Below are 23,952 nucleotides of genomic sequence, written 5' to 3'. Positions count from 1 at the left end.
CGCCGGCAGCGTAGAAGCGTACCCCCGGCTCGTCGGTCCTGCGGGTGTCCTCCGGCGCGGACCGAGCGGTGTTCGTCGGGGACCTGCTGCACAGCCCGGCCCAGATCGTGGCCCCGGATCACAGCAGCTGCTTCTGCGAGGACCCGCGGCAGGCCGCCACCCGGCGCGCGATCCTCGAACGCGCCGTGGACACCGGCGAGCTCGTCGTCCCCGCCCACTTCGCCGGACCGGGCGCGGCCGAAGTCCGCCGGAACGGCAGCCGGTTCGCTGTCCGCCGCTGGGCCGCGGAAGACTGAACCTCCGGCAAGCGCGCCGAAGTTCCCGAGCCGGAGGCACGAGCTCATGCGGGGTGGCGGCGGGCGATTCGGCGCTGCGATGCGCTGCTGCAAACCCAGGCCCGGCTCGTGGCCGGGCGACCTCGTTGAATGGCCACGGATGACTGCGGCATGAAATAGGGTGGCGGACATTCCTCGAAGTCCGAGACCATCCGACCATGTCGGATGACGCGCCAGGACAATCCCTTCCGGCGGGCTTCGGGTTCCGGCCGTATCGCGGCGACGAAGACCACGGCCCCATGGCCGCGGTGCGGCTGGGGTGTGCCGAACGGGACCGGATCGACGCCCAATCGGTTGTGGAAGGGCTCCCGACGGCGGCCGAGATCGCCGAAGCCTCTGCCAAGCTGGAGGAGCCGTCCAAGAACCAGATCCTGGTGGTGCACGACGGGAGCGTGGTCGGCTACTCGGCGATCCGATGGTGGCAGGAGCGGGACGGCACGTGGCTGTACCTGCACCGCGGCTACCTCCTGCCCGAACATCGCCGTCAGGGCATCGGCTCAGCCATGCTGAGCTGGACCGAAGAGCGGATCCGCCAGCTCGTCGAACAGCATGGAACGGCCCGCACGGCAGTGATCGGCGCGAACGCCATGGCCTCCGAACAGGACGCCACGGCACTGTTGCTCGCAGCCGGCTACCGACGCGCCTTCAGCCTGGTCGAGCTGAAGCTGGGCGATCTCCAGCGGCTGCCCGAGCCAGGCGGCGAACTGCCGGCCGGGATACGGACGGGACCGATCGGGACAAGCCACTACCGGGCCGCCTGGAGGACGGTCGTCGACTCGTATGCGGATACCAGTTCCACTCGAAAATGGGCTTTCCAGGACTTCGTCGACACCGCTGACCCGGCATGCTGGAGAGCGGCATGGAACGAGCAGGACATGGTCGGCGTCGCCCTCTGTTTCATCCGCCGGCACCACCGCACCGTGGGCGAGGTCGAAGAGTTGAGCGTCCGGACGGATCAACGACGCCTGGGAATCGGCCGGGTCCTGCTGCTGGATGGGCTGCGAAGTCTCCGCGAGCAGGGTGCGACGACTGCGCGGCTGTTCACGGGCACGGCAAATCCGCACCGGTCCTACGATCTCTACGAGAGTGTGGGCTTCCGGCGCCAGAACGAGTACGTCCGTTACCGCAAGCCGCTTGCTTGATCAACCGGTCATTTGGCCGGTCGTTCCGCGACCCGAACGAAAGCCGCCCGGCTCGGTTTCCGGCGGCCGGGCGCAGCAGGCGTCAAAGCAATCAAGCCTCTTCCCGCGCCAGCCGCTGTGCCGCGCGCCCGATGGCCGTCTCGACCGCGCCCACCCGGTCGGCCAGCAGGCCCACCGCGCCGACCGCGCGACTCAGCGGGTCCTCGCCGTCCCCGCCCAGCGCCTGCTCGCGCAGGTACGCGGCCTTGACGACGGCCCACCGCTGAGCCTGCGAAGCGGACAGCCGTCCCCGCAGTTCGGCCAGCTTGAGCAGGTTGGCCTCGGCGCCCGAGGTCAGCGTCTGCGCTTCGCCGGCGTAGTGGTCGTCGATCAGGGCCTCGAGCTCGGCGTCGTTCATCGCCGGCACGATCCGCTCGGCCAGCTTGTTCATGTTCCGGTACGAACCCTGCAGCTGGAACGGCGGTTCGGTGCGCGAGGCATCCGCCTGCGCCGCCGAGGCGATGTAGGCCTGGTTGTTCGCCAGCACGGTCCGCTGCACCCGCAACAGCTTCCGGAGCACGGCGAGGATCTGCTCCAGCTCCGTGGCCGAATAGGCATGCGAAAGCCGGTCGGCACGCACGGAACTGTCGCCGCGGGCCATCCGGACCAGAACGTCCACATCGGATCGCTCCCGTGACACGAGCGGCACCAGCACGGCGTTCGACGTCAACGCGTTCTCGATGTAGCTCAGTGCGAAGAGCTCTTCCTTGCCGGACAGCACATCACCGAGGTTCCACACGTCCGCGCGGTTGGCGAGCATGTCGGGGATGCGGAACCGCTTTCCCTGCTCGGTGTACGGATTGCCGGCCATGCACACCGCGAACCGCTTGCCGCGCAGGTCGTAGGTCCGGGTACGCCCCTCCCACACGCCTTCCATCCGCCGCTGCGCGTCGCACAGCGAGATGAACTTCTGCAGCAGTTCCGGCGACGTGTGCTGGATGTCGTCGAGGTACAGCAGCACGTTGTTGCCCTGCTCCAGCGCGAAGGAGATCTTTTCGACTTCCTGCCGCGCGGTCGCGTTGGGCGCGTCGGCCGGGTCGACCGAGGTGACGTCGTGGCCCAGCGCCGGCCCGTTGACCTTCACGAAGACCAGCCCGAGGCGGCTGGCGACGTACTCCATGAGCGTCGTCTTGCCGTACCCCGGCGGTGAGATGAGCAGCAGCAGACCGGACTGGTCGGTGCGCTTGGCGTCCCCGGCCGCACCCAGCTGCTTGGCCAGGTTGTCGCCGATCAGCGGCAGGTAGACCTCGTCGAGCAGCCGGTTCCGCACGAAGGCGCTCATCACCTTCGGCTGGTACTCGCCGAGCCGGAGCCGGTCGCGTTCGGCCGCCACCAGGTCGTTGCGCTGCCGCTGGTACGCGCGGAAACCCGGCACGCGGTCACGCCGGAATCGGTGCGTCCTGGCCAGCGTCTCGTCGAGCCGCACTGTCACCGACCGCCCGGCGATCCGCGGGTGTGCGCCGAGCAGACCGTCCACAGTGGCCGTGAGCGTCGCCGACGAGTCGTAGCGCGGCAGGTCACACAGCTCGATCGCAACGGCTTCGGGCAGCTCGTCAGCCGGCAGCCCGACCGTGTCCACGAAGGACCGCAGCCAGGCGTCGGCGAGCTGGTACCGGTCCGCCAGTGCGTCGAGGGAGCGCAGGTCTTCGGCGAAGCTCCGCCGGTCGAGCCGGAACTTGTCCAGCACCGCCCGCGCACCGCCGCCGGTGACGAACCCGGCCGGCGCGACGGCGAGCTCCTCGACCAGGTACTCCCCGGCGAACTCGGTCTCGAGCGCGAGCCCGGCGCCGACGGCGAACGCCGTCACCGCGGCCGTGAGCTCCCGCGCCAGCTCGTCGATCGCCCGGGTGGGGCCGAACGCCTCCCGCACCCGCGCGAGCGACGCGGCTCGAGTCGTCCACGCGGACTTGGCCTGCTCGTCGGCGCCGAACGCCCAGAACAGCTGGGCCGCTGCCCGGGCGGCGGGTGGGAAGCGCAGCAACCCGGCGGCGGACCGCAGCCGCAGCAGGGCCGCCAGGATCGCGGCGGCGTCGTGGTCGTGCACCCCACGCGCGTAGCCCTCGTCGTACCGCTCGCCGGCCACGCTCCGCACCACGTCGAGCAGGTCGGCTTCGACCAGCTCGGCCACCGGCCGTTCGGCGAGGATCGACGTCGCGAGGTACTCGGCCCGGTAGACCTCCGGCGACTCCGAGACCAGCAACTGGTCCCAGTACGGCCGCGTCGCCTCGAAAGTCGCGTCCCGCACCGGCGCCCGGTAGTCGGTGCCGGTGATCGCGAACTTCATCGAGCCGTCGTGCGGCACCAGCGTCAGGTCGATGTCCTGGGTGTTGACCGCGAAGGTGTGGCGGCCGAGGCGGATCGTCGCGCCGCCTTCGCCGTAGAGGTCGAGGCGGTCGCGCAGGGCCCGGCCGGCCTCCTGGCGAGCGGCCTTCACGCGGCCGTCGAGCTCCTCGGCCCGCACCTGGTCGCCGAGCGCCCGCAGGTCCTCGACGACGCTGCGCAGCTTCGACACCATCGGGTCGGCCGCGAAGTAGGTGTTGATCTCCTCGACCGAGCCGAGCGAACCGACCCGCCGCGTCACGCTGCCGAGGATGCGCCCGGCCGAGGAGACCAGCCGGTCCGCCCGCCGCGCCCGCTCGTCGAGCAGCGCCTGCTTGCGCGAGGAGAACGCCTCGTAGACGTCGGTGCGCTTCTCCCCGAGCGCGGTCAGGAAGTCGTCGAACTCCCCGAACCGCGATTCGAGGTTCTCCAGCTGCAGCAGCAGCCGGCCCAGCTGCTCGTCGCAGCGTTCCGGGGTGTCCGCGACCGCGAGCCCACCCGTGATGGCCTGCGCGAGCAGCGCGAACTCGGCCGCGAACTCCGCCCGGCCCTCGGTCTCCAGGAGCTCCTTGCGCCGCGCGTCGAGCGTGGCCCTGGCCCGGTTGACGGCGCCGATCACCTCGCCGACGCGCTCCAGGATCTTCGTCCGGACCACGGCGTCGGCGATGTCCAGCCCGCCCACGACGTCGGTGAGGACCTCCAGGCCGGCGGACTGCTCGTCGAGCCGTTCGGCGACCGGGCCGGCCTCGGCGACCGTCTTGATCGCGCCCGCGGCGGCGATGAGCCCGTCCACCTCGGCGTGGTAGCCGGTGAACGCCTCCTCGCCCTGCAGGAACCGCACGGCCCGCTGCGCGGCCTCGGAGAACTCGCGATCCAGCCCGGTGATCAGCTCGTCCACCCGCGCGGTGTCGGCGTAACGCAGCTCGCGCACGGTGACGAGCCGCCCGCGCGCCCGGTGCATTTCGGCGAGCCGGCGCACCCACGCGTCCGCCGCGTTCAGCGCCTCGCCCCGCACCCGCCGCACGAGCGACGCCGTGTCGGCTGCCGCGGTGTCGACGGCTTCGGCCGCCTGCGCGGTGAGCGTGGTGACCGTCTCGAATTCGTCCAGCACCTGTTCGGCGGTGACGCGGACGTCGGACAGCGGCGAGCGCAGGTCACCCAGCTCGGTCTCGCCGAGCCAGTGGTAGTGGTCGAAGACCCGCGCGCACGCGGCGATCAGCGCCTCGAACACCGCCGCCGACGGGGCCATGTCCCCGATCATCCTGGTGATCGACAGGCAGTCCGAGATCCCGCGGACGAGGTCCGCGTTCCCGACCCGCTCCAGCGGCCCGGTGCCGGTCGGCTGCGACGCGGCGTAGGTGTCGGACTGGAACGGCGTCCGCCACACCTGCATCGGGTGGACCCGGCTCGGTTCGTCGGACAGCGCGCGGAAGAGGATCATCGTGCCGTCGTCGAACAGCGAGTACCCGTGGCACGGGATCGGGTTGGCCACCTCCTTGCGGATCACGTTGTACGGCAGCAGGAGCGTGCGTCCCTCGGCCCGCGCGTGGAAGACATACAGCACGTCCTCGCCGTTGGGCGAGCGGATCACGCGCTCGAACTCGAGACCGTCCACAGTGGTGTCGAACGTCTTGCTGACGCCGGTGTCGAGGTAGTAGCCGCCGGGGAAGATGATGCCGTGGTCCTCCGGGAGCCGCTGACACGCCTGCCCGATGCCGTCGAGCCGCACGACGTGCTGCGTGCGGGTGTTGAACACCAGGTAGCGGTACGTGGTTTCCTTGTACGGCAGCATGCGCAGCAGGATCAACGGGCCGATCCGGGCGTAGGAAACCTCGGCGTCGGCGAGGCTCTGCAACGGCTCGTCCACCGGCTCGGCGTACACCCCGGCGCCGGTCTCGGTGTTGTTCTCGACCTTCACCGTCAGGTTGCCGCCGACGGTCTCGACGAACACCTCGTCCTCGATCGAGATGTGCGGGTGCCGGCCGAGGACGTGGTCCTCGCGCGTGGTCTCGACCCACTCGAAGTCGTGCGACGGCGGGAAGACGTGATCGCGTTCGCCGCGGCTGTCCAGATAGGACACCGCGCCGTCGGCCGCGATCCCCCACCGCAGCACCCGGATGTCCTCGGTGCGCGGGCCGATCTGGAACACCGCGAGCAGCTTCCCGTCCAGCCGGCGCAGCTGCAGCAGCTTCGCCTGCCGGTAGTACCGGTACAGCTCGCCGAAGTCCCGCCCGAACTGCTCGTCACGCAGCAGTTCGGGCAGTTCGTCGGTGCTGACGTCGTCGAAGCGGAACGCGTCCCCGTCGCGGCTGAACCGCTGCAGCGAGAAGACGTCGTCGATCGCCGTCTCGGGCTTGAGCCCGATGAAGACGTTGTACCCGAACAACATCCGGCCGTCGACGGCGACGATGTCCCGGGGCACGCAGTTGTTGGCGGTGCGGATGCGTTCGGTGCCGACCAGCGTGAGCTGCGCGCTGCCGAACACCTCCAGCCGCCGCGCGTTGAGCTCGTCCGCGCGCTTCGCCAGCTCTGCCGCCTGGGCGGCCAGCCGGACGCGGAGCACGTCATAGGTGCCCGCGTCCAGCTTCGTTTCGGCCGCCGTCACTGCTTCGCGGCGACGACGGTGGCGACCGACGTCTCGGCGAGGCCGAGCCGCTGGGCCGTGGTCATCAGCTCACGGAGCTTGTCGTTGTCCGGCCCGCCGGCCTGCAGCTGCTTCGCCAGGAAGGCCGACAGCGTCAGGTTCTTCACGTCTTCGGTGCTCACCGCGCCGATCAGCTTCGCGAGGTCGTCGGTGAAGCTGGCCGACCCGTCGACGTAAGGCCGCGCGAGCGAGCCGACGACGTCGGAGTGCTGCACGAAACCGTCCACGCTCTTGCCGAGGCCGATCGAACCGACGATCCGGTCGAAGAACGTGGTTTCCCCGCCGACGATGTCGATGTCCGCCTTCTCCAGGCCGGCGCTGAGCACGACCGCCTGCGCTTCGGCGACGTCCCGCTGCACGTCCAGCGCGGCCAGCCGGATCTCCTTCTCGGCGTCCAGCCGCAGCCGGTACTCCTCGTGCTCCCGGCTCGCGCTGTCGAGCGCGGCCATCGCCGCGGCCTTCTCGGTGAGGCCCTCCGCCTCGCCCTTCAGCTTGTCGCGCAGGGCATCGGCGAGCACGGTCGCCTTCTCGCGTTCGACGATCGCCTCGGCGCGGCCGACCTTCTCCAGCGCGACGGCGTCGCGCTCCCGGACCTGCGCGGCGGCGAGCCCCGCGGCGGCCTCCTCGGCCTGGATGCCTTCGGCGAGCCTGATCTTGGCCCGCGTCTCCAGCTCGGCGGCCTGCTGGCGCGCCTCGGCGAGGGTCAGCTCCTCGCGGGCCTTGAACTTGGCGGCCTGCTCCGCGGCCTCGGCGGCCTTGATGCCCTTGACCAGGTTCTCCTGGGCTTCGCCCTCGGCACGGATGACGACCGCCTCGCGGGTGCGCTGCGCCTCCTCGACCACCCGCAGTTTCTTGATGTTCTCTTCCTGCTCGGCAACGGTCTTTTCGACGGCGATCCGCTCCCGGATCACCTCGGCGATCGACCGCTTCTCGGTTTCGAGTTCCTTGTCCTTGGCGATCCGGGACAGCTCGGTCTCCCGCTCGCGGCCGATCACCTCGAGCAGGCGGTCCTTTTCGATCCGCTCGGACTCGATGGCGATGACGCGTTCGCGGTTCTTGCCGGCGACCTCGATTTCGCGCTGCTGGTTCTGCTGCTGGATACCGAGCTGCTCGTCGGTGCGCAGCTGCGCGGCCTGCGACTTGAGCCGCTCCTCGGCCTGCACCTTGAGGGTTTCCGCTTCTTCGCGCGCCCGCATGGTCTCGATTTCACGGCGCTGCTTGATTTCCGCGTCGGCCTGGCGCCGCTCCAGTTCGAGGATCGCCTCGCGTGCGTCGACGTTCTGGCGGGTGATTTCCTTTTCTTCGTGGCGGCGGAACTCGTTGGTGCGCACGTGCTCGATCGCCGTCAGCTCGGTGATCTTGCGGATGCCCTGCGCGTCGAGGATGTTCGCCGAATCGAGGGACGCCATCGGGGTCTGCTCGAGGTAGTCGATCGCCGCGTCTTCCAGGCTGTAGCCGTTGAGGTCGGTGCCGATGACGCGGATGATCTGGTCGCGGAACTCGTTGCGTTTGGTGTAGAGGTCGACGAAGTCCAGTTGCTTGCCGACGGTTTTCAGCGCCTCGGAGAATTTGGCGTTGAACAGTTCCTGCAGGGTTCCCTGGTCGCTCGCGCGTTCGGTGCCGATGGCCTGCGCGACCTTCACGACGTCCTCGACCGTCTTGTTGACGCGCACGAAGAACGAGATCCGGATGTCGGCGCGGATGTTGTCGCGGCAGATCAGGCCTTCCCGGCCGGTGCGTTCGATGTCGATCGTCTTCACCGAGATGTCCATGACCTCGGACTTGTGCAGCACGGGCAGCACCACGGCACCGGTGAAGGTGACATCGACCTTGCGCACCTTGGAGATGATCAGCGCCTTGCCCTGCGGCACCTTGCGGAACAGCCGGCTCACGACGAACAGCAGCACCAGGACGATCAGGACCACGACGGCGATCAACACGCCGGCCCCCAGGCCGATGGCATCCATTCCAGTTCAGTCCTTTTCTGCTTCGAGTTCCATGGGGCTGACCCAGAAGAACTCACCCGCGGAGTCGTAGTCGTAGATGACAACGCGGCTGCCCACGCCGAGGTTGCCTTCGCCCGCCAGTCGAATTTGGATGATCGCCGACGAGCCGTCGCCAGCAGCGGCTTCGGCCTGCCCGAAGTCCTCGGTGACACTCGACGTCCGCACGACGGCAACCCGGCCGACGAAGTCCTGCCGCGTCGGTTCGGTCCCGGCGAAGACCCGGCGGAGGGGCACGACGGCCAGCCGGGTACCGAGCGCCCCACCCACGAGCGCTCCAGCCAGGACGCCGAAGCCGAGCAAAACTCGCAGGGGCGCGCCTTCGATGAGAACCGTGCCGACGAGGCTGAGGAACCAGCTGAACGCGACGAGCAGCGACAGCGAGATGGACAGCGGGACACCGCCGAAGAACCCGATGTCACCGTCTTCGACGTCGAGGACGCCGAGCAAGGCCAGCCCCCAGTAGCCAATCACGACGACCAGCAGGAAGCTGAAGAGCACGGCAGGAAAAGCCAAAGCCGCGGAGACGAACCCGCTCATCGTTTCCTTCCCCCCAAGGACGGACCGGCAGCGCAAGGCCCTGGCCAGCGACTATATCCGGCGCGCAAGAGGGCGAGCGAACATTTCGGACACGAAGCGGTCACGCGCGAGCCCGCTCGTACGAGACCCGAGGTGACACTTCGCTTCCGGGCGGTCACGTCTCGTCGATGCGCGCAGCCGGCCTTGTGCCCCCGCACCCGCCGCACTCACACCACCGCTCGAACGTCCTCTTCCGCTGCTGTCCGCCCCAGCCTGTAGACCGCCAGCGATTCGGCTTCACCGCCGGCGCGGCGTTGGCGGTGAGCCTCGTCAGCGTGTCGTGGTCGCCGGGCAATGGACGCGCAACTTGATCTTTTCGACCTGTCGGGATCATGGACATTGTCCGTGCGAAATCCGCCATCTGTGCGGTCAGGTCGTGGCCAGTCCAGTCCCGAATCTGTCGCTCTGGCCCCGTCGGGTACATCAGGTCGGCGTCGCCGGTGAGCCAGTCCCGCTCACGGAGACCGGTGACGGCTTCGCTCCAGTCCGCCGCGGACCGCGCCCGGGAGGTAAGCAGGGTCCCAGGATGCCATGCAGCGCCTGATCGGCCGCGGCGTATCGGCGGCGATCACCCGCCGCCGGTACGCACCAAGCCCCGCCGACCTCGACGCCAAGTAACCGGCCACTGACACGAGTTCCCCTTACGCGGCAACGGCTTCCGGGGCGAAGTAGCCAGCTGCCCGGGAGGCTGAGCCCAGGTCTATGTTGGATGCTTGGGGTCTACTTGACCTGTTTGAAGTCGGCGGGTGGGGTCAGAGTCAAGTTGGCCAGATTCTCTTCTGTCCGGGGCAGCCAGGTGTAGGTGATCACTTCGCCCTTGGACTCCGGGAATTCCTCGCCGCCCTGCTTGTTGCCGGCCTTGACCGCGGTTTCCTTGACCGGCAGGTACGTCGTGCTGTCGACCCACAGGTCGATCTTGTACTCGCGCCGGGGGCCGATCACCCGGAGGTGGTGGGTGTCGACGGTGCCGATCTTCTCCTGGCCCACCAGTTCGACCTTGCCCTCGGCCACCGCCTTCCTCATGCCGTCGGGGTCGGTGGGGTCCGGGATCGGGGTTTGCGATTCGTGGTTCCTCAGGTGGCCGACGGACCACCATTTGCTCTCCCAGTCGACCGTGGTGATCTCCTGGCTCTCCCCCGGGCCTTTGACGGCGTGCGACTGTTGGCGGTGGGGCGGCCCGGACGGGGGCGTGGATGGGCCGGACGGGAGGGTCATCTTCCTGTCCCCGGCGCGAGCCGCCTGGGTGGCGGCCGGAAGGCTGGTGTAGACGTCGTTGCGGTACCGCTGGGTCGCCTTGTCGGTCCAGGTCTCGTAGTAACCGCTCTCGTAGGTGTCCTTCGAGTAGATGACGTACTGGGTGCCCTGGCCGAGTGCCTTCACCGTCTCCGCCTGGATGTACGCCACGGTGACGATCCGGGGCTGAGCGCTGGTGGGCGCCGCGGTGGTGGATGGGTAGGGGGTGGCCTGGGTCGAGACGACCACTGCGACGACGGCCGCGGCGGCCACCGGGGCGGCCAAGAAGAACAGTAGCGACCCGTCCGCCGGGAGCTCGAGGCCGTCGACATGGCCGCCTTACACGGTAAGGTATAGGCCGTGAAGGGGTCTCACATGAAGGCTGCGGTGCACACCAGGTACGGGCCGCCGGAGGTCGTTCGGATCCGCGAGGTGGACATGCCGGCGGTCGGGGAACAGGATGTGCTCGTCCGGGTGCGCGCGACGACGGTGAACCGGACGGACTGTGCCTACCGGGCGGCCAAGCCCTTCTTCATGCGACTGCTCACCGGCATTGCCCGGCCCCGGCGCACGATCATGGGCACCGAGTTCGCTGGCGAGGTCGAGGCGGTCGGACGTGATGTCACGTCCTTCTCGGTCGGCGATCGGGTGTTCGGGTACAACGAGGGCGCGTTCGGCGCGCATGCCGAGTACCTGTCGGTGCCGCAGGACGGGTCGATCGCGACCGTCCCGGCGGGCGTGACCTTCGAGCAGGCCGCTCCCGGTACCGAGGGGGCGCACTACGCGCTCGCGTGCATCAGGCACGCGGGGACCCGGGCCGGACAGGACGTCCTTGTCTACGGCGCAACCGGCGGGATCGGCTCGGCGGCCGTCCAGTTGCTGAAGAGTCTCGACGTCACCGTGACCGCGGTGTGCGCCACGGAGAGCCTGGCGCTGGTGAAATCCCTGGGCGCGGACCGGGTCGTCGACTACACGGCAGGGGACTTCACCGAGGACGAGCAGACCTACGACGCGGTATTCGACGCGGTGGGCAAGAGCACGTTCGGCCGCTGCAGGCGACTGCTCAAACCCGGTGGCGTATACCTGTCCTCGGAGCTGGGGCCCTGGGCTCAGAACCTCATGCTGGCATTGGTCACCCCGCTGCTGCGCGGTAGGAAGGTGAAGTTCGCGTTCCCGCGGGACAACCAGGCCATCGTTCGCCACCTGCAAGAGTTGATCGAGTCTGGGGACTTCACGCCGGTCATCGACCGGCGGTACGCACTCGACCAGATCGTCGATGCCTACCGATATGTGGAGACCGGACAGAAAATCGGCAATGTCGTGATCACCGTCGCGCAAGTGGACTGACTGGCGGCGTCGCGGACAGTGAACACGTCGTCGGCTATGTCGGCGTGTCAGGCAGCCACGGGTGCCGATGATCGCCCAGACGGTGGCACCTCACAGGTAGACGGGACGCACGAGTGACGGTCGCGATTTTGACAGCGTCATTGCCGGGGAGGCGGCTGGGCTGACGGAATGTACGGCAGGGGTGGACAGTTTACGAAGGAAGGTCGCGCCCGACTCCGCGAGCCTTGGTGCTCAACCGTTGATCCTCTTCGTCGCCAACCGCTCGCCGGCCAGGAGCGCGGTGGCGTAGTCCGACGGATCGTGCTGACGGCCCGAAGGCGCCGAGCAACCACGAAGCGCCCTGCGGGCGTCGGATCCGTGACTCCAGGTTGGTACCACGCCGAGCACGGGCTCGCCCGCGGGAGATGTACCTGCGAGATTCGCGCCACTGACGGCAGTGGCGCCATACCGCTCGCGCCAGGGGATGGTCCGCGCGGCCGTGCCGAGCATCCCCCTTAGTGCGTCAACGGACCTGCACGCTGTACCGAGTAGCTGAGCGCTCCTTGAGAACGAGCGCCTCGCCGGATCGATCCACACCCGCCGACGCCGGTCCACCTCCAGTCCCGCGGCATACGCCGCAGCATCACGGCGCGAGCCAAATCCGGACACCGAACGAACACCGCGCCGATACCTCACGTGCCACGACCAGCTGCCACGCTGCTCCACCAGGGAAGCCTGCTCTGGTATTGCGAGCAGCCGACGACCGCGCTCGCCAGAACCGTGCTCAGGGCATTCGACACCGTCGCCGACGACCTCGGCGCCACCACAGGCCGGATCCGTAACGACCGCACGGTGGCGGCTTCAGGTCATTCGCGCTCGTCGAGGTTTCGGGCGGATGGTCCAGGTTGCGGAGTGGTCGTATCCCCGTACTACGGGACCTGCGGGGGCGGTGAGGTCGTCGCGCTCAATGTCGGGGAGGTGCGGATCTCCGCGCGCAGGGGGGCCGATCGTCCGGTACGGCAAGGACGAGGAGGTACCAGGAGGTGCGCTGCGCCTGCAGCTGCGTACCGCCCTCGACGATTGGATCACCGCCCGCGGCGCCTGTGACCATCTCAAACGATCGCCGCAGATGCGAAACTGGTGTCCGGCACGACGGGACCTACCCCAGATCCGGGTCCCTGTTACAAGCGCCCGATTAGCCCTGTGTCCGGCGGTGCGGAGCCCACTAGGATCACGGGGTTTCGCTTTCCCTTCGTGCAGAGGATTTGACGTGGCCCACCGGTACGCCGATGTCGAGGACCAAATCCGTGAACATCCCGAGGTGCGGGAGTGCGCGGTCATCAGGGTTCCCGCCGCGCCGCGGAAAACCGCGCTCACCGCATACGTCGTGACGGGAGAACAGCTCCGGCCGGCGGAGATCCGGGCGTTCCTGGCCTCCAGCCCGTTGCCCGCCGGCCGGCTTCCCCGGACGGTGGTGTTCGTGCCGTCCCTGCCCCGCACGGCAACCGGCGAGATCGACCGCGACGGACTGCCGCTGCGGGTGACGGACACGGTACGGCCGCCCTCTGGAGGCAAGGGATCGCCGGCCGAGCTCGACAGCGTGGCGCAAATGGTGTTCTTCCTGGTCGTGACGGCGGTGCTGGGAGGCATAGCCTTCGCGCTCACGAATTCATTCTGGCCGGGCTCCACCGACCTCTCGGACGTTCCGGACCGGTTCACCGGCTGGTTCACCGCGCTCTACGTGGCCGAATGCCTGGCGTTCGGGGCCGGGGTTTCGGTGCTGCTCTTCGGCCACGGGTGGCTGGCCGAACTGGGCCGTCCCCGGTGGCTCACCGTGCTCGCCCAGGTGGCGCTGGCCTGGCTGCTGGCCGCGTGGTGGCCGCAGGACAACCTCTACCGGCTCGCCGCCAAGACGGACTGGGCCCGGCAACAGCTCCTCGTCTACGTCTTCAACATCCCCTTGATGATCGCCGCGGCCGTGCTCGTCCTCTTCGTGGCGCGTCCCGCCGACTGACGTCCAGGTCGTGGAACATCAGGGCCAGGTCCGCGTTCGCTTCCCGGACGGCGGTTTCGGCCGCGTCGAGCTCCGCCCGGGTGCGAGCGGCGAGAGCCACACCCAGCCAGGGGACGGGGTCGAACCCGGCCGTGGGGATGGTGATCACCAGGAGCGCACCGAGGTCCGCACACCGCTGTCGGACACGGGCAACATGCTCGTGCAGCGCGGGGTCCGGCAGCCGCGCGCCGAGCGGCAACCGGTCGATCGTGCGGACGAGGTGCCGCCCGCCCCGTGAGGCATCGAGCGCGGCCCGAAGGTGGAACGCGGCCGCCGGACCGGTGAATCGCAGGTTGATCTCGACGGGCGCGAGCAGGCTGGACCCGGCGGTGACGAAGTCGACGTCATACCAGCCCCGGTAGCCGGCCGCGGCCAGTTCCCGCCCGACGGCGGTCCCGAACGCCGTGGCGGTGGCCGCGAGCCGATCGGGCACGACGCCGTCCCCGACGGTGACGCCGAGGTAGCCGGTGCCCTCGACGTTCATCAGCCCGACCCCTACCGGCTGCACCTCGCCGCGGGCGTCCACGACGGCGTCGAACGTCGGGTTCCGGTGCGGTCCCTCGCCCGGGACATACTCCTCCACGAGCGCGTTCCGCGGCAGGCGCCAGGGCAGGTCCTTGCCGGGCCCCACAACCATGGTGCCGGACCCGCCGACGCCGTACTCGGTCTTCAGCACGGCGAGCGGTTCCAAGGCAAGGGCGCGTCGCGAGCGAACGGGCCGCTGCCGCGGAACGGTGACGCCCGGGTGATCGGGAGCCAGGGTGTGGAACAGCGCGTTCGCGTGCCGCTTGGACTCGTAGCGGCGGACCGCCGCGAGCGCCGCGGCGGAGCCTCGGTCGACCTCCGCCGTGCGGCCCCACGGCAGCAGAGGTGCGTCCCGGAGGTGGTCCGGCAGGGCCCGGGACACGCGGCCGTCGCGCGCGATCCCGCTGTGCACCTCGACTTCGTCCCAGCCGAGCACTGCGCCGGTGTCCCGGACCCACCAGTCCCCGACGGGCTCGGGCAGCACGAGCGCCATGGGGCGCGGGACGCAGAACGCGACCAGGCACGAGTAGTGGTCGGGGCCGCGGGTGCCGCCGGTGAACTGGCCGTTGAACTCGGCGACGTTGCCGACCGGGACCGCCGGGTCCCGGCTGCGCCACGCTGGTTCGGGCCCGATCGGCCACGCGGCGAAGACCGGCAGGTCACGGCCACCCGCCGAGCGTTCGGTACCGATCTGTCGGGCCCCCACGGCCCGGTAGAACCCCACGGCGTGCGGGTCGGCTTCGAGCGTCAGCCGCGTGAACCCCAGCCGCCCGGCCTCCCGCAGCACGTGCCGGAACAGTGCGCGCCCGACACCGCCGCCGATCGCGGACGGCTCGACGAAGAGCAGACCGAGGACGCCGTCCGGCGGCTCACCCTCCACAGTGGACACCCCGACGGCCCGGCCGTCGCGTTCGGCGACCACCGTGCGCCGCGCGGTGACCTCGCCGGGTCGGATGCAAAGTTCGTCCCGCCAGGCGTCGAGCTGGATCGGGTGGTAGCCCCAATGCGCTTTCGAACGCCGGATCAGCTCGGTCAGCGCCCCGGCCTCATCGGGCCGCGCCACTCTGAGCGTCGTGTCGTGCACAGCGGGATACTACGGCCTTGGGGATGGCCGAGATTTCGGCGCGGTAGATCCTCGACCCGGTCACGGTCTGGCTGAAGGTCATGCCGCCGAAGTAGGCAGACACGATGATCGCCTTGGTTCCTGGAACACCGAGGCGACGGTGAGTTCCTGGGACTTGTCGATTTGGACCTGGTCTCAAAACTCGGCGTGTCGCTAGGTGAACCAACGGCCCGCCCGTGGCTCCGCACCGCCCGCCTGTGGGGCCCGGCACGACGGACCGGAGGTCTGTCAGAGAGAATGGGGGCCATTGCCCGCCCTCTCGACCTGGAGCCGCTGATGCCGCAAGGGACCGTCCGTTGGTTCGACGCCGAACGGGGTTTCGGCTTCCTCGCGCCCGAGGACGGCTCGCCGGACGTGTTCGTGCACGCCTCCGAGATCGTCGGGGACGGCGGCGCGAGAGTGCTCCGCGAGGGTGAGGCCGTCGTGTTCGAGGTCGGCGAGAACGACCGCGGGCCCCAGGCGCTGCGCGTTCGCGTCACCGCCGATGCGGCCACCGGCAGCGCCGTGGGCCTGCTCGGCACCATCAACTGGTACGAGCCGGGCAAGGGGTACGGCTTCGCGTCGCCGGACGGCGGCGGCGCCGACGTCTTCGTGCACAGCTCCGCCATCGTGACCGGCGGCGTGGTCACCGAGGGGCAGCGGGTGGCCTTCCTGATCGTCGAAGGCGAGCGCGGCCCGCAGGCCGGGCACGTGATCCCGCTGGGAGCAGGGGCCGGCTCACCCGCTGCGGCTGGTATCGCGGACGGTGCCGACGGCACGGTGGCCTGGTACGACGAGGACAAGGGCTTCGGCTTCATCAACCCCGACTCCGGCGCCGGGGACGTCTTCGTTCACGCCCGGGCCCTGGCCGAGGGGCTGACGTGGCTCACGGAGGGCGACCGCGTCGCCTACGAGGTGGCTAGTGGAGACAAGGGCCCGCAGGCCCGCGACGTGCACCTGGTCCGGGGCGCCGAGCCCCAGACGGCGCCGCAGCGGTCGGCACCTGCCGCGGCCGCAGGGCCGGCGGCGCGGGACGTGCCCGTACGAGGCGGCGAGGGCGTCGTCGCGCGCTACGACGGCGACCGCGGCTTCGGCTTCATCACCCCGGACGCAGGCGGCGACGATCTCTTCGCCCACGCGTCCGTGATCATCGGGTCGGAGCCGCTGCAGAAGGGTGACCGGGTCCGGTACACGGTGCGTCAGAGCGACCGGGGCCCGCAGGCCGACCGCATCGAACGCCTCTGAAGAGGCGGCCCCACCGATGGCTGATCACTTCCCGACGAGAGTGCTCGTTCATCCCCGTCGATGGTGCCGTCAGCAACGGGCGCATCGGCGTGAGCCGGTGACGCCGCCGGCCCACGCCATCTCTGCGACGTTGTCCGAACACGTGGCCTATCCCGGCTCGTAGGGATCCCACGTGACGTCGATGGTGAGGCGCTGGCCGTCCGGGGTGGTCAGGGTGATCTGCCCGTGGGCGTGCGCTGCCGGGTCGACCGAGGACGGGTGCGGCCACAATGTCACGGTGATTTCCGCGGTGCCCGAGCCCGAAGTCCGCGAGATGGTCAGGCGGCAGGTGGGTGCAGTACAGCTTGGTGCCGACAGCGTGGCTGTCCAGGTGTTCGTGCCGCTGGAGACTCCGACCGTGAACCGCGCGGTGCTGTCGGATGCGCCGATGTGCACGGCGTTGGTGCTGGTGCGCAACGTTCCCGGGGTTGCCAGCCAGTGCACCATCACGGTGACCTGTTGGGCGTCGGGCGTTGTCACGCGGAGGGGGACGTCGCCGCCGGTGCTGATCGGCCGGGCCAGCCGCACGGTCACGAGTGCGCCCTTTCCGGCGGTGAGCGAGCCGCCGGCCGGGCTGACGGCCACTGCGGGGTGGGGAGAACTTGCCGACCAATTCAGGTTTCCGTTGGTCGCCGTCACGCTGAAGGTCGCGGTGGCGGCCTGGTAGCCGAGATCGATCCGCGGGGCCGTCACGCCCACCTTGCCCGGCGTCGGCCAGTGCACGGCTACCGGCATTCGCTGGCCGGTGCCGGAGGTGACGACGAACCCGGCGCCCGGTTTCGCCGTGGCGCCGCGGTTCACGGTGATCTTGAGCTGCGCGGGCTTGCCGGGCGCGACGGCTCCGCTCGCGGGTGTCGTCGAGACGGCCGGGTCCGTGGATGCCGCCGTCCACGAGAGGGCGCTGCCGCCGGAGATCGTGACGGTTGCCGTGGTCGCGTAGAGCGGCAAGGTGAGCGACGTGGGGGCCACCGCCAGCACTCCGGGTGGGGGTGGGGGCGGGGCCACCGAGGGATCGGACGGGAGCCGGTCCGGATTAGCGCCGGGAGCGGACGGGCCCGGCGCGCCCCCGTGATCACCGTTGCCCTGGCCCTCGCGCCGGTTGCGGCCGGATGGATCAAGTCCGCCGCTGCCGTCCGGGACGGCGGCCGGTTCGGTCGGGGACGCCGGATCCGGATGCGGAGAAAGGGAAAGATCCGCGCCGTCGCCCGAGCGCATGGTCAAGGCGACGATGAGGATGATGACCACGCCGACCGCCACCGACCAACCGAGCGCTCGCCCCCGCACTCCGCGCTTGGCGCCGTCCGGGCGTGGGACGTCGTCCTCGAACCGCGCCTCTCCGGGGTCCGCGGTCGAGAACGACGCCGGCTCGACGGCGTTGTCGTTGCCGCGCCTGCCGAGCAAACCCCACAGCCCCAGGGCGGGCAGCAGCACGAGCGCGCTGTACCGCCGTTTGCCACGTTCGACGTCGTCGCCGCACTTGTGACAGCGGCCGATGTGGTTGGCCACTTTCTTGCCCAGCTCCAGCGGCATGACCCCCGATGGGGGGACCACGTGGCCGGCCTCCTCGAGGATGCGCGCGAGCTCGGGGCACTGCGACTGGTACTGCCCCTCACGAACGACGATCTCGGCCTCGATGGCCCCGCGGATCCAGGTGTTGTGCCGATGGACCATTTTATCCACTTTGGCCCGCTTCTCGGGGTCCTCGCCGAGGGCGACGGCGAGTTCCCTGCCCCGGAGTTCCAGCTGGTAGCACAGATCGTGGAACCGCTGTTCCTCGGGCGGGAGCATGGCCACGAGCAGGTTCAGCCATTCTCGGCCCGATTCGCCGTCGTGCGTACGCGGAGCCGATTTCTCCGGCACGGCTGCCGGCAGGTTGCCGATTTCGCGGGACTTGAGCCGCTGGATCCGCAGGCACTGCCGTTTGGCGACCGTGAACAACCAACTCCGCACGGCCCGCGGTGTCTCGATACCTTGCAACTTGTCCCAGGCCAGCGCGAAGGTTTCCGCGGCGGCGTCTTCGGCGGCGTGGTGATCATTGTTCAGTTCGGCCGAGCAATACCTGGTCACGGCATTCCAATGGGATTCCACGATGGCCGCAAACGCTCGGCTTCGTTCCTCCCGCGTCTGCGCGGAGGTGAACGCGACGACCTCCTGTCCATATGTTTCGTGGTCGTCCTGATCTCGCGGTATCGGCACTGCGGGGTGACGGTCGGCAAGCGTCACAGGAATTCCCTCCAGATAGCTGTTGCCCGGTCTTGCCGGGTAAGTGCGCCGGGGCGGCCGTTTCTTCCTCCGCACCCCGCAAGTTAACTCATTCGGCTGCAAACTCGCCCAATCAGGTGATCCTTCGATTCGAACCGTGAGCAGTGGAAGATAGGCGACCGCGGATCGCACGTATTGTCATGAATCAGGATCGACAGCATGCTGTGGCCGTTTCGGTGGCGCGGATCATCGGCGTTCTCGTGTTCACCCTGCTCGTTCCGCCGGGGCCGGCCCTGAACGCACTGCTGCTCCTCGTCGTACCCGCCACCGAGTTGAGCGCACTCGCGCTGACGGCCGCGGCTGCCCGCCGGAGCGCGAAGAACCGGCCGGCCACCGGCTCCGGCCGCCGCTTCGGCCCGGGCAGGCGCCGACGGTGAGCCCTCGTCGGTGCGGTCCGGTGTCGGGCCGGGGTGCCGAAGGGCACGCGATGGGGTCACTGGCGGCGCGGGGACCGGGTGCGGCGGGACTCGGCACGTCGCTGTCCTTCCGTTGTCAGGTCGAGGAGGCACCACCGATGGTCGGGGGCCGTCCGGCCCGCGCGGAAGGCGAACGGAGTAGTCCGGACAGAACCCGGACGGGTGGCCGACGAACCCGTCCAGCGGTACGGCTGGTCCGAACGGCCCTCCTAGCATCGGTCGGTCGGTGCCAACGCGAGCATTCCGGGAGTCCGGTGTCCGAACCCACGAGTGCCGCCGCGCCCGGCGCGATCCACACCCGGCAGGACTTCTCCCGGGCACTGACCCTCCTCCGCGAGAGCCGCTCCCTGTCCATCCGCCAGGTCGCCGCCGAGACCGGGGTGCGGGGCGCGCACACCACCATCGGCGATTGGTTCTCCGGGCGCGGCCTGCCCTCGCCTGCCTCGCGGGACCTGCTCGTGGGGGTGCTGGCCGCATGTGGGGTGAGCGCGGACGACGAAGTGGAGGCCTGGCTCGCGGCCTGGCGCCGGGTGCGCCGGACGCCCGGGCCCCGGCCCGCCGGCCCGCAGCCCTACCGGGGGCTCGCCGGCTTCCGGCCCGAGGACGCCGGCTGGTTCTTCGGCCGCGAGGATGTCGTGGAGCTTCTCGTGGAGCGCGTCCGGGCGAGCCGCGGGCCGCACATCGTGGTGGGGCCGTCCGGCGCGGGCAAGTCCTCGTTGCTCGGCGCGGGGCTCGTTCCGGCTCTCCGGTCCGCCGGCGCGGTGGTCGAGCTGCGGACACCGGGCGCGCATCCGGGGGAAGTGCTCTCCGGCTCGAGTGACGTGCTGATCGTCGACCAGCTCGAGGAGATGTTCACCGCCTGCCGCGACGACGGCGAGCGGAACCGGTTCGTGGCCGCGCTCGCCGCCGCGGCCGAGGCCGGGCGGACGATCGTGCTGGGCTTGCGCGCGGACTTCTACGGTCACGTACTGCGGTACCCGGAACTGGTCGCCGCGGTGCGGGACGGCCAGCTGGCTCTGGGCCCGATGATCGACGACGAACTGCGCCGGGCCGTCCTCGAACCCGCCCGCCGGGCGCGGGTGGCCGTCGAAGACGGGCTGGTCGACCTGCTGCTGAGCGAGCTGACCCCGCCCGGAGGTCACCGCGAGGCCGGCGGGCTGCCCCTGCTGTCCCACGCCTTGTACGCCACCTGGCGCCACAGCGACGGACGGCGCCTCACGATCGCCGGCTACCGCGCGGTCGGCGGGATCGACGGCGCGGTGGCCACCACCGCCACCACGGTGTACGAGTCGCTCACCGAGCCGCAGCGGATACTGGCACGCCGGTTGTTTCTCAGCCTGGTGCACGTCGCCCCCGATACCGCCGACACCCGGCGCCGGGTGCCCGCCGCCTCCTTGCCCGCCGGCGTCCGCGAGGTGCTCGACCTGTTCATCGACGCCCGGCTGGTCACCGCGGACCAGGACACGGTCCAGCTCAGTCACGAGGCACTGCTGTCGGCGTGGCCGCTGCTGCGCGGCTGGCTGGACACCGATCGCGCGGGCCTGGCAGTCGGTCGCCCGCTCGAAGAAGCCGCCGCGACCTGGCAGCGCGAAGACCGGGACCCGGCGGCGCTCTACCGGGGCACGCGGCTGGCCATCGCCACGGAGTGGGCGCGCACCACGGGTGAGTCCACCGCACCCGGCGAGCAGGCCCGGGAATTCCTGGCCGCTTCCACCGCCCGCGAACAGCAAGAAGAGTCGGCGCGACGGCGCCGGGCCGGCCGGCTGCGGCGGCTCGTCGCTGCGCTGCTCGTGCTGCTGGTCGTCGCCGTCGGCGCGACCGCTGCCGCCGTCCGGAGCCTGGGCACCACCCGCGAACAGCGGGACGCCGCGCTGTCGGCCAAGGTGGCCGGCGACAGCACCGCCCTGCGGTCGAGCGACCCCGCGCTGGCCGCGCAGCTCGGACTGGCCGCCTACCGGCTCACGCCGACCACCCAGGCCCGCGGAGCCCTGCTGAGCACCTTCGCCACGCCGTATTCGACCCTCCTGCCCGGCCACACCGGTGCCGTGTACGCCGCCGCCTTCCACCCTGGCGGCCGGCTGCTGGCCACCACCGGCACCGACGCCACGACGAGGCTGTGGGACACCTCGGACCCGCACCACCCGCACGTGGCCGGCACCGTCGGCGACCCGGCGCGCGGCGGCGTCCTCGATGCCGGGTTCTCCCCGGACGGCACGCTGCTGGCCACCGCCGGGGCCGACGGCGCGATCCGGCTCTGGGACGTCGCCGATCCCGCACGTCCCCACCTGACGACAGTGCTCGGCAGTCATCCGGGAGGGGTACGCCGGATCGCGTTCCGCGCCGACGGCCGGCTCATCGCCTCGGCGGGCACCGATGACACCGTGCGCCTGTGGGACCCGGGATCCGGCGCCGCGGTGGCCTCGCTCACCGGCCATACCGGCGACGTCAGCGCCGTGGTGTTCACCCCGGACGGCCGCACCCTGGTCAGCGCCAGCGCCGACACCACCGTCCGGCTCTGGGACGTCACCACCCCCTCCGCGCCGCGCCCGTCGGCTGTGCTCACCGGGCATACCGACCGCGTGCTGGCCGCCGCGGTGAGCCCGGACGGCCGGGAACTGGCGACCGGCGGGTTCGACAACACCCTGCGGCTGTGGGACTTGACGAAGCCGCAGCCCCGCCCGCTCGCCGCGCTGACCGGCCACACGAGCGGCATCGCGTCCGTGGCGTTCTCCCCGGACGGGCGAACCGTCGCCACCGGGAGCTACGACTTCACCGTCCGGCTCTGGGACGTCGAAGATTCCGCGTTCCCGGGCGAGCCGGTCACGCTCGTCGGCCACACCGAGACCGTGTACTCGGTGGCGTTTGGCCCCGACGGGCGCACCCTTGCCAGCGCGGGAAGGGACACCACTGCCCGACTCTGGGACATCGGCGGCCCCGTCCTGGGCGGCCACTACGGCCCGGTGATCGGGGCCGTGCCCAGCCCGGACGGCCGGCTGGTGGCGGCCGCCAGCTATCAGAGCGCCCGCCTGTGGAACGTCACGGACCGGCAGCACCCGGCAGCGGCGGCGACGCTGCATGGGCCCACCGACGGCGTGGTCGACGCCGCGTTCACCCCTGACAGTCGGGTCCTGGCCACCGCGAGCCTGGACCGGACCGTGCGCCTCTGGCGGCTGGACGACCCGGCCCACCCCGCGCTGCTGCGCGTGCTGACCGTTCCCGGCGAGAACGCCTTCGCCGTCGCGATCAGCCCGGACGGTCACGTAGTTGCGGCGGGAGACACCGATTCGGTCAGCCTGTGGGATTTGACGACCGATCAGCCTCCGCTCGTCGTCATTCCTTACGGTGACCGGGTTTTCTCGCTCGCCTTCAGCCCGGACGGGCACGCGCTGGCCGCCGGAGGCGCCGATCGCGCCGCACGCTTGTGGGACGTCACCGACGCACGAGCCCCGGCGGCTCTGGCCGTCCTGCGCGATCAGCCCGACACGGTGCACGACGCCGAGTTCAGCCCGGACGGCCGCCTCCTCGCGACGGGAGCGGGGCACGCCGTCCGGCTGTGGTCGCTCGCCGATCCGCGGCACGCCGAGCTGCTGTCATCGGCGGAGAGCCACAGCAACACCGTCAGTTCCGTCGCCTTCAGCCCCGACAGCCACCGCATGGCGGTGGCCAGCTACGACACGACAGCCACCCTCTGGACGATCGCCGACCCCCGCGCACCGGGTCTCCAAGCGACGCTCACCGGCCACACCGACCGCGTCAACTCGATCGGTTTCAGTCCCGACGGGCGCACGGTCGTCACCGCGGGCACCGACAAGACCGTCCGGCTCTGGGACACCGACGAAGAGGCGGTCGCCGCCCGGATCTGCGCCGTCACCCATCCGCGGATCACGGAGGCACAGTGGGCGAACTACCTGCCCAGCATCCCGTACACCCCACCCTGTTCCTAATCCTCCGCGGCGAAGAGCGCACGCTCAGCGGCGGACAATCCACTACCCCGCAGCATGCCAGCGACGACGGCGGCGCAGCCACGGCCGTGGTCAAGGTGGTGATCTACCTGCCCGGTGAGGCGTTCGCCGTGCAGGCCAACGGGTTGGTCAGCATTCCCAAGACCCCGCTGGTCACCTGCCCACCCGACGAGTCGAAGACGACCGCCTCGTTGTCCGCGGGTATCGGCACGGTCAACGCGCTGCACGCCGACTGCACCTTGAACACCGACGACGGCACGACGACCGTTCATGCGTCGGCCGCGGGCGGCAGCCTGCTCGGCGGGGCGATCAGGCTCACCGACATCAACAGCACCTGCGTCGTGAGCGCGGCGGGCATCACCCGCTCGTCCAGCGTCGGCACGATCAACGGAATCCCGATCGGGCTCAGTTCCGGCTCGCTCGGCATCCCCGGCGTGGCAACGGTCTTCTACAACGAGACCACCACGTCCGACGGAAAGCCGGCGCAGAACGCCATCCGGATCAGCACCCTACTCGGCCAAGAGATCATCCTCGCCAGCTGTCGGCTCGGCTAGCGCCAGTACCCGAGGTCGGGGGCCTGCCCCCCGACCTCTCTTACCCCATCTGCGGGCGACTTGCGGGTGAGGCGACCGGTGGAACGGCGCGATCATCCTCGCCGCTGATGCGGGGCCGGGCGGTACAGCGACTTCCTGGCCGCGATCCCCGGCATCGCCGAACGGCTGCTGGAC

The 23,952-nt window shown here is 70.3% G+C and carries 14 protein-coding genes; 8 read left to right on the top strand and 6 right to left on the bottom strand.

Features of this window, described 5'->3' with window-relative positions:
* Positions 1-68: 68 nt before the first annotated feature.
* Both AB0M82_RS10580 and AB0M82_RS10575 read left to right on the top strand, forming a co-directional pair.
* Positions 69-296: a hypothetical protein gene (locus AB0M82_RS10580; RefSeq protein WP_364719665.1), complete on the top strand. Its 228-nt coding sequence runs from the start codon at positions 69-71 to the stop codon at positions 294-296.
* A 197-nt stretch (positions 297-493) separates the two neighbouring features.
* Positions 494-1,477, top strand: coding sequence for a GNAT family N-acetyltransferase (locus AB0M82_RS10575; RefSeq protein ID WP_364719663.1), 984 nt, complete (start codon positions 494-496; stop codon positions 1,475-1,477).
* A 91-nt stretch (positions 1,478-1,568) separates the two neighbouring features.
* Here AB0M82_RS10575 and AB0M82_RS10570 read toward each other — a convergent pair whose 3' ends face one another.
* The 4 genes from AB0M82_RS10570 to AB0M82_RS10555 form a co-directional block, all read right to left on the bottom strand.
* Positions 1,569-6,440 (bottom strand): DNA repair ATPase, encoded by a 4,872-nt coding sequence (locus tag AB0M82_RS10570; RefSeq protein ID WP_364719661.1) that lies wholly within the window; start codon positions 6,438-6,440, stop codon positions 1,569-1,571.
* Positions 6,437-8,446: a flotillin family protein gene (locus AB0M82_RS10565; protein ID WP_364719658.1), complete on the bottom strand. Its 2,010-nt coding sequence runs from the start codon at positions 8,444-8,446 to the stop codon at positions 6,437-6,439. Before AB0M82_RS10565 ends, AB0M82_RS10570 begins: the two co-directional genes overlap by 4 nt.
* Positions 8,447-8,452: 6 nt before the next feature.
* Positions 8,453-9,022 (bottom strand): hypothetical protein, encoded by a 570-nt coding sequence (locus AB0M82_RS10560; protein WP_364719656.1) that lies wholly within the window; start codon positions 9,020-9,022, stop codon positions 8,453-8,455.
* Positions 9,023-9,781: 759 nt separating this feature from the next.
* Entirely contained in the window at positions 9,782-10,579 is a 798-nt protein-coding gene (locus AB0M82_RS10555; RefSeq protein ID WP_364719653.1) for a hypothetical protein, read from the bottom strand.
* 90 nt (positions 10,580-10,669) lie between these two features.
* Here AB0M82_RS10555 and AB0M82_RS10550 point away from each other — a divergent pair, with 90 nt between their 5' ends.
* Both AB0M82_RS10550 and AB0M82_RS10545 read left to right on the top strand, forming a co-directional pair.
* Positions 10,670-11,641: an NAD(P)-dependent alcohol dehydrogenase gene (locus AB0M82_RS10550; protein ID WP_364719651.1), complete on the top strand. Its 972-nt coding sequence runs from the start codon at positions 10,670-10,672 to the stop codon at positions 11,639-11,641.
* Between the two features lie 1,249 nt (positions 11,642-12,890).
* Complete coding sequence (locus AB0M82_RS10545; protein WP_364719648.1) at positions 12,891-13,634, top strand: hypothetical protein; 744 nt, start codon at positions 12,891-12,893, stop codon at positions 13,632-13,634.
* Here AB0M82_RS10545 and AB0M82_RS10540 read toward each other — a convergent pair.
* Positions 13,570-15,282: a GNAT family N-acetyltransferase gene (locus AB0M82_RS10540; RefSeq protein WP_364719646.1), complete on the bottom strand. Its 1,713-nt coding sequence runs from the start codon at positions 15,280-15,282 to the stop codon at positions 13,570-13,572. The genes AB0M82_RS10545 and AB0M82_RS10540 overlap by 65 nt on opposite strands.
* A 315-nt stretch (positions 15,283-15,597) precedes the next feature.
* On the opposite strand from AB0M82_RS10540, the gene AB0M82_RS10535 reads away from it, so the two are divergent.
* Positions 15,598-16,545 (top strand): cold shock domain-containing protein, encoded by a 948-nt coding sequence (locus AB0M82_RS10535; protein WP_364719644.1) that lies wholly within the window; start codon positions 15,598-15,600, stop codon positions 16,543-16,545.
* A gap of 147 nt (positions 16,546-16,692) precedes the next feature.
* Here AB0M82_RS10535 and AB0M82_RS10530 read toward each other — a convergent pair whose 3' ends face one another.
* A complete protein-coding gene (locus AB0M82_RS10530; RefSeq protein ID WP_364719641.1) occupies positions 16,693-18,807 on the bottom strand; it encodes a sigma factor in 2,115 nt (704 codons plus the stop codon).
* A gap of 203 nt (positions 18,808-19,010) precedes the next feature.
* Here AB0M82_RS10530 and AB0M82_RS10525 point away from each other — a divergent pair, with 203 nt between their 5' ends.
* From AB0M82_RS10525 to AB0M82_RS10515, 3 genes are all read left to right on the top strand, one after another.
* Entirely contained in the window at positions 19,011-19,223 is a 213-nt protein-coding gene (locus AB0M82_RS10525; protein WP_364719638.1) for a hypothetical protein, read from the top strand.
* 293 nt (positions 19,224-19,516) lie between these two features.
* A complete protein-coding gene (locus tag AB0M82_RS10520) occupies positions 19,517-23,206 on the top strand; it encodes a hypothetical protein (protein WP_364719635.1) in 3,690 nt (1,229 codons plus the stop codon).
* Positions 23,158-23,778 (top strand): choice-of-anchor P family protein, encoded by a 621-nt coding sequence (locus tag AB0M82_RS10515; protein WP_364719632.1) that lies wholly within the window; start codon positions 23,158-23,160, stop codon positions 23,776-23,778. Before AB0M82_RS10520 ends, AB0M82_RS10515 begins: the two co-directional genes overlap by 49 nt.
* The last annotated feature ends 174 nt before the right edge of the window (positions 23,779-23,952 follow it).

Origin of the sequence: Amycolatopsis sp. NPDC051128 (assembly GCF_040682715.1) — a bacterium.
In the GTDB taxonomy this organism is placed as follows: Bacteria; Actinomycetota; Actinomycetes; order Mycobacteriales; family Pseudonocardiaceae; genus Amycolatopsis.
The sequence above is the reverse complement of the archived record's forward strand: the minus strand, read 5'-3'. Positions and strand labels throughout refer to the sequence as shown.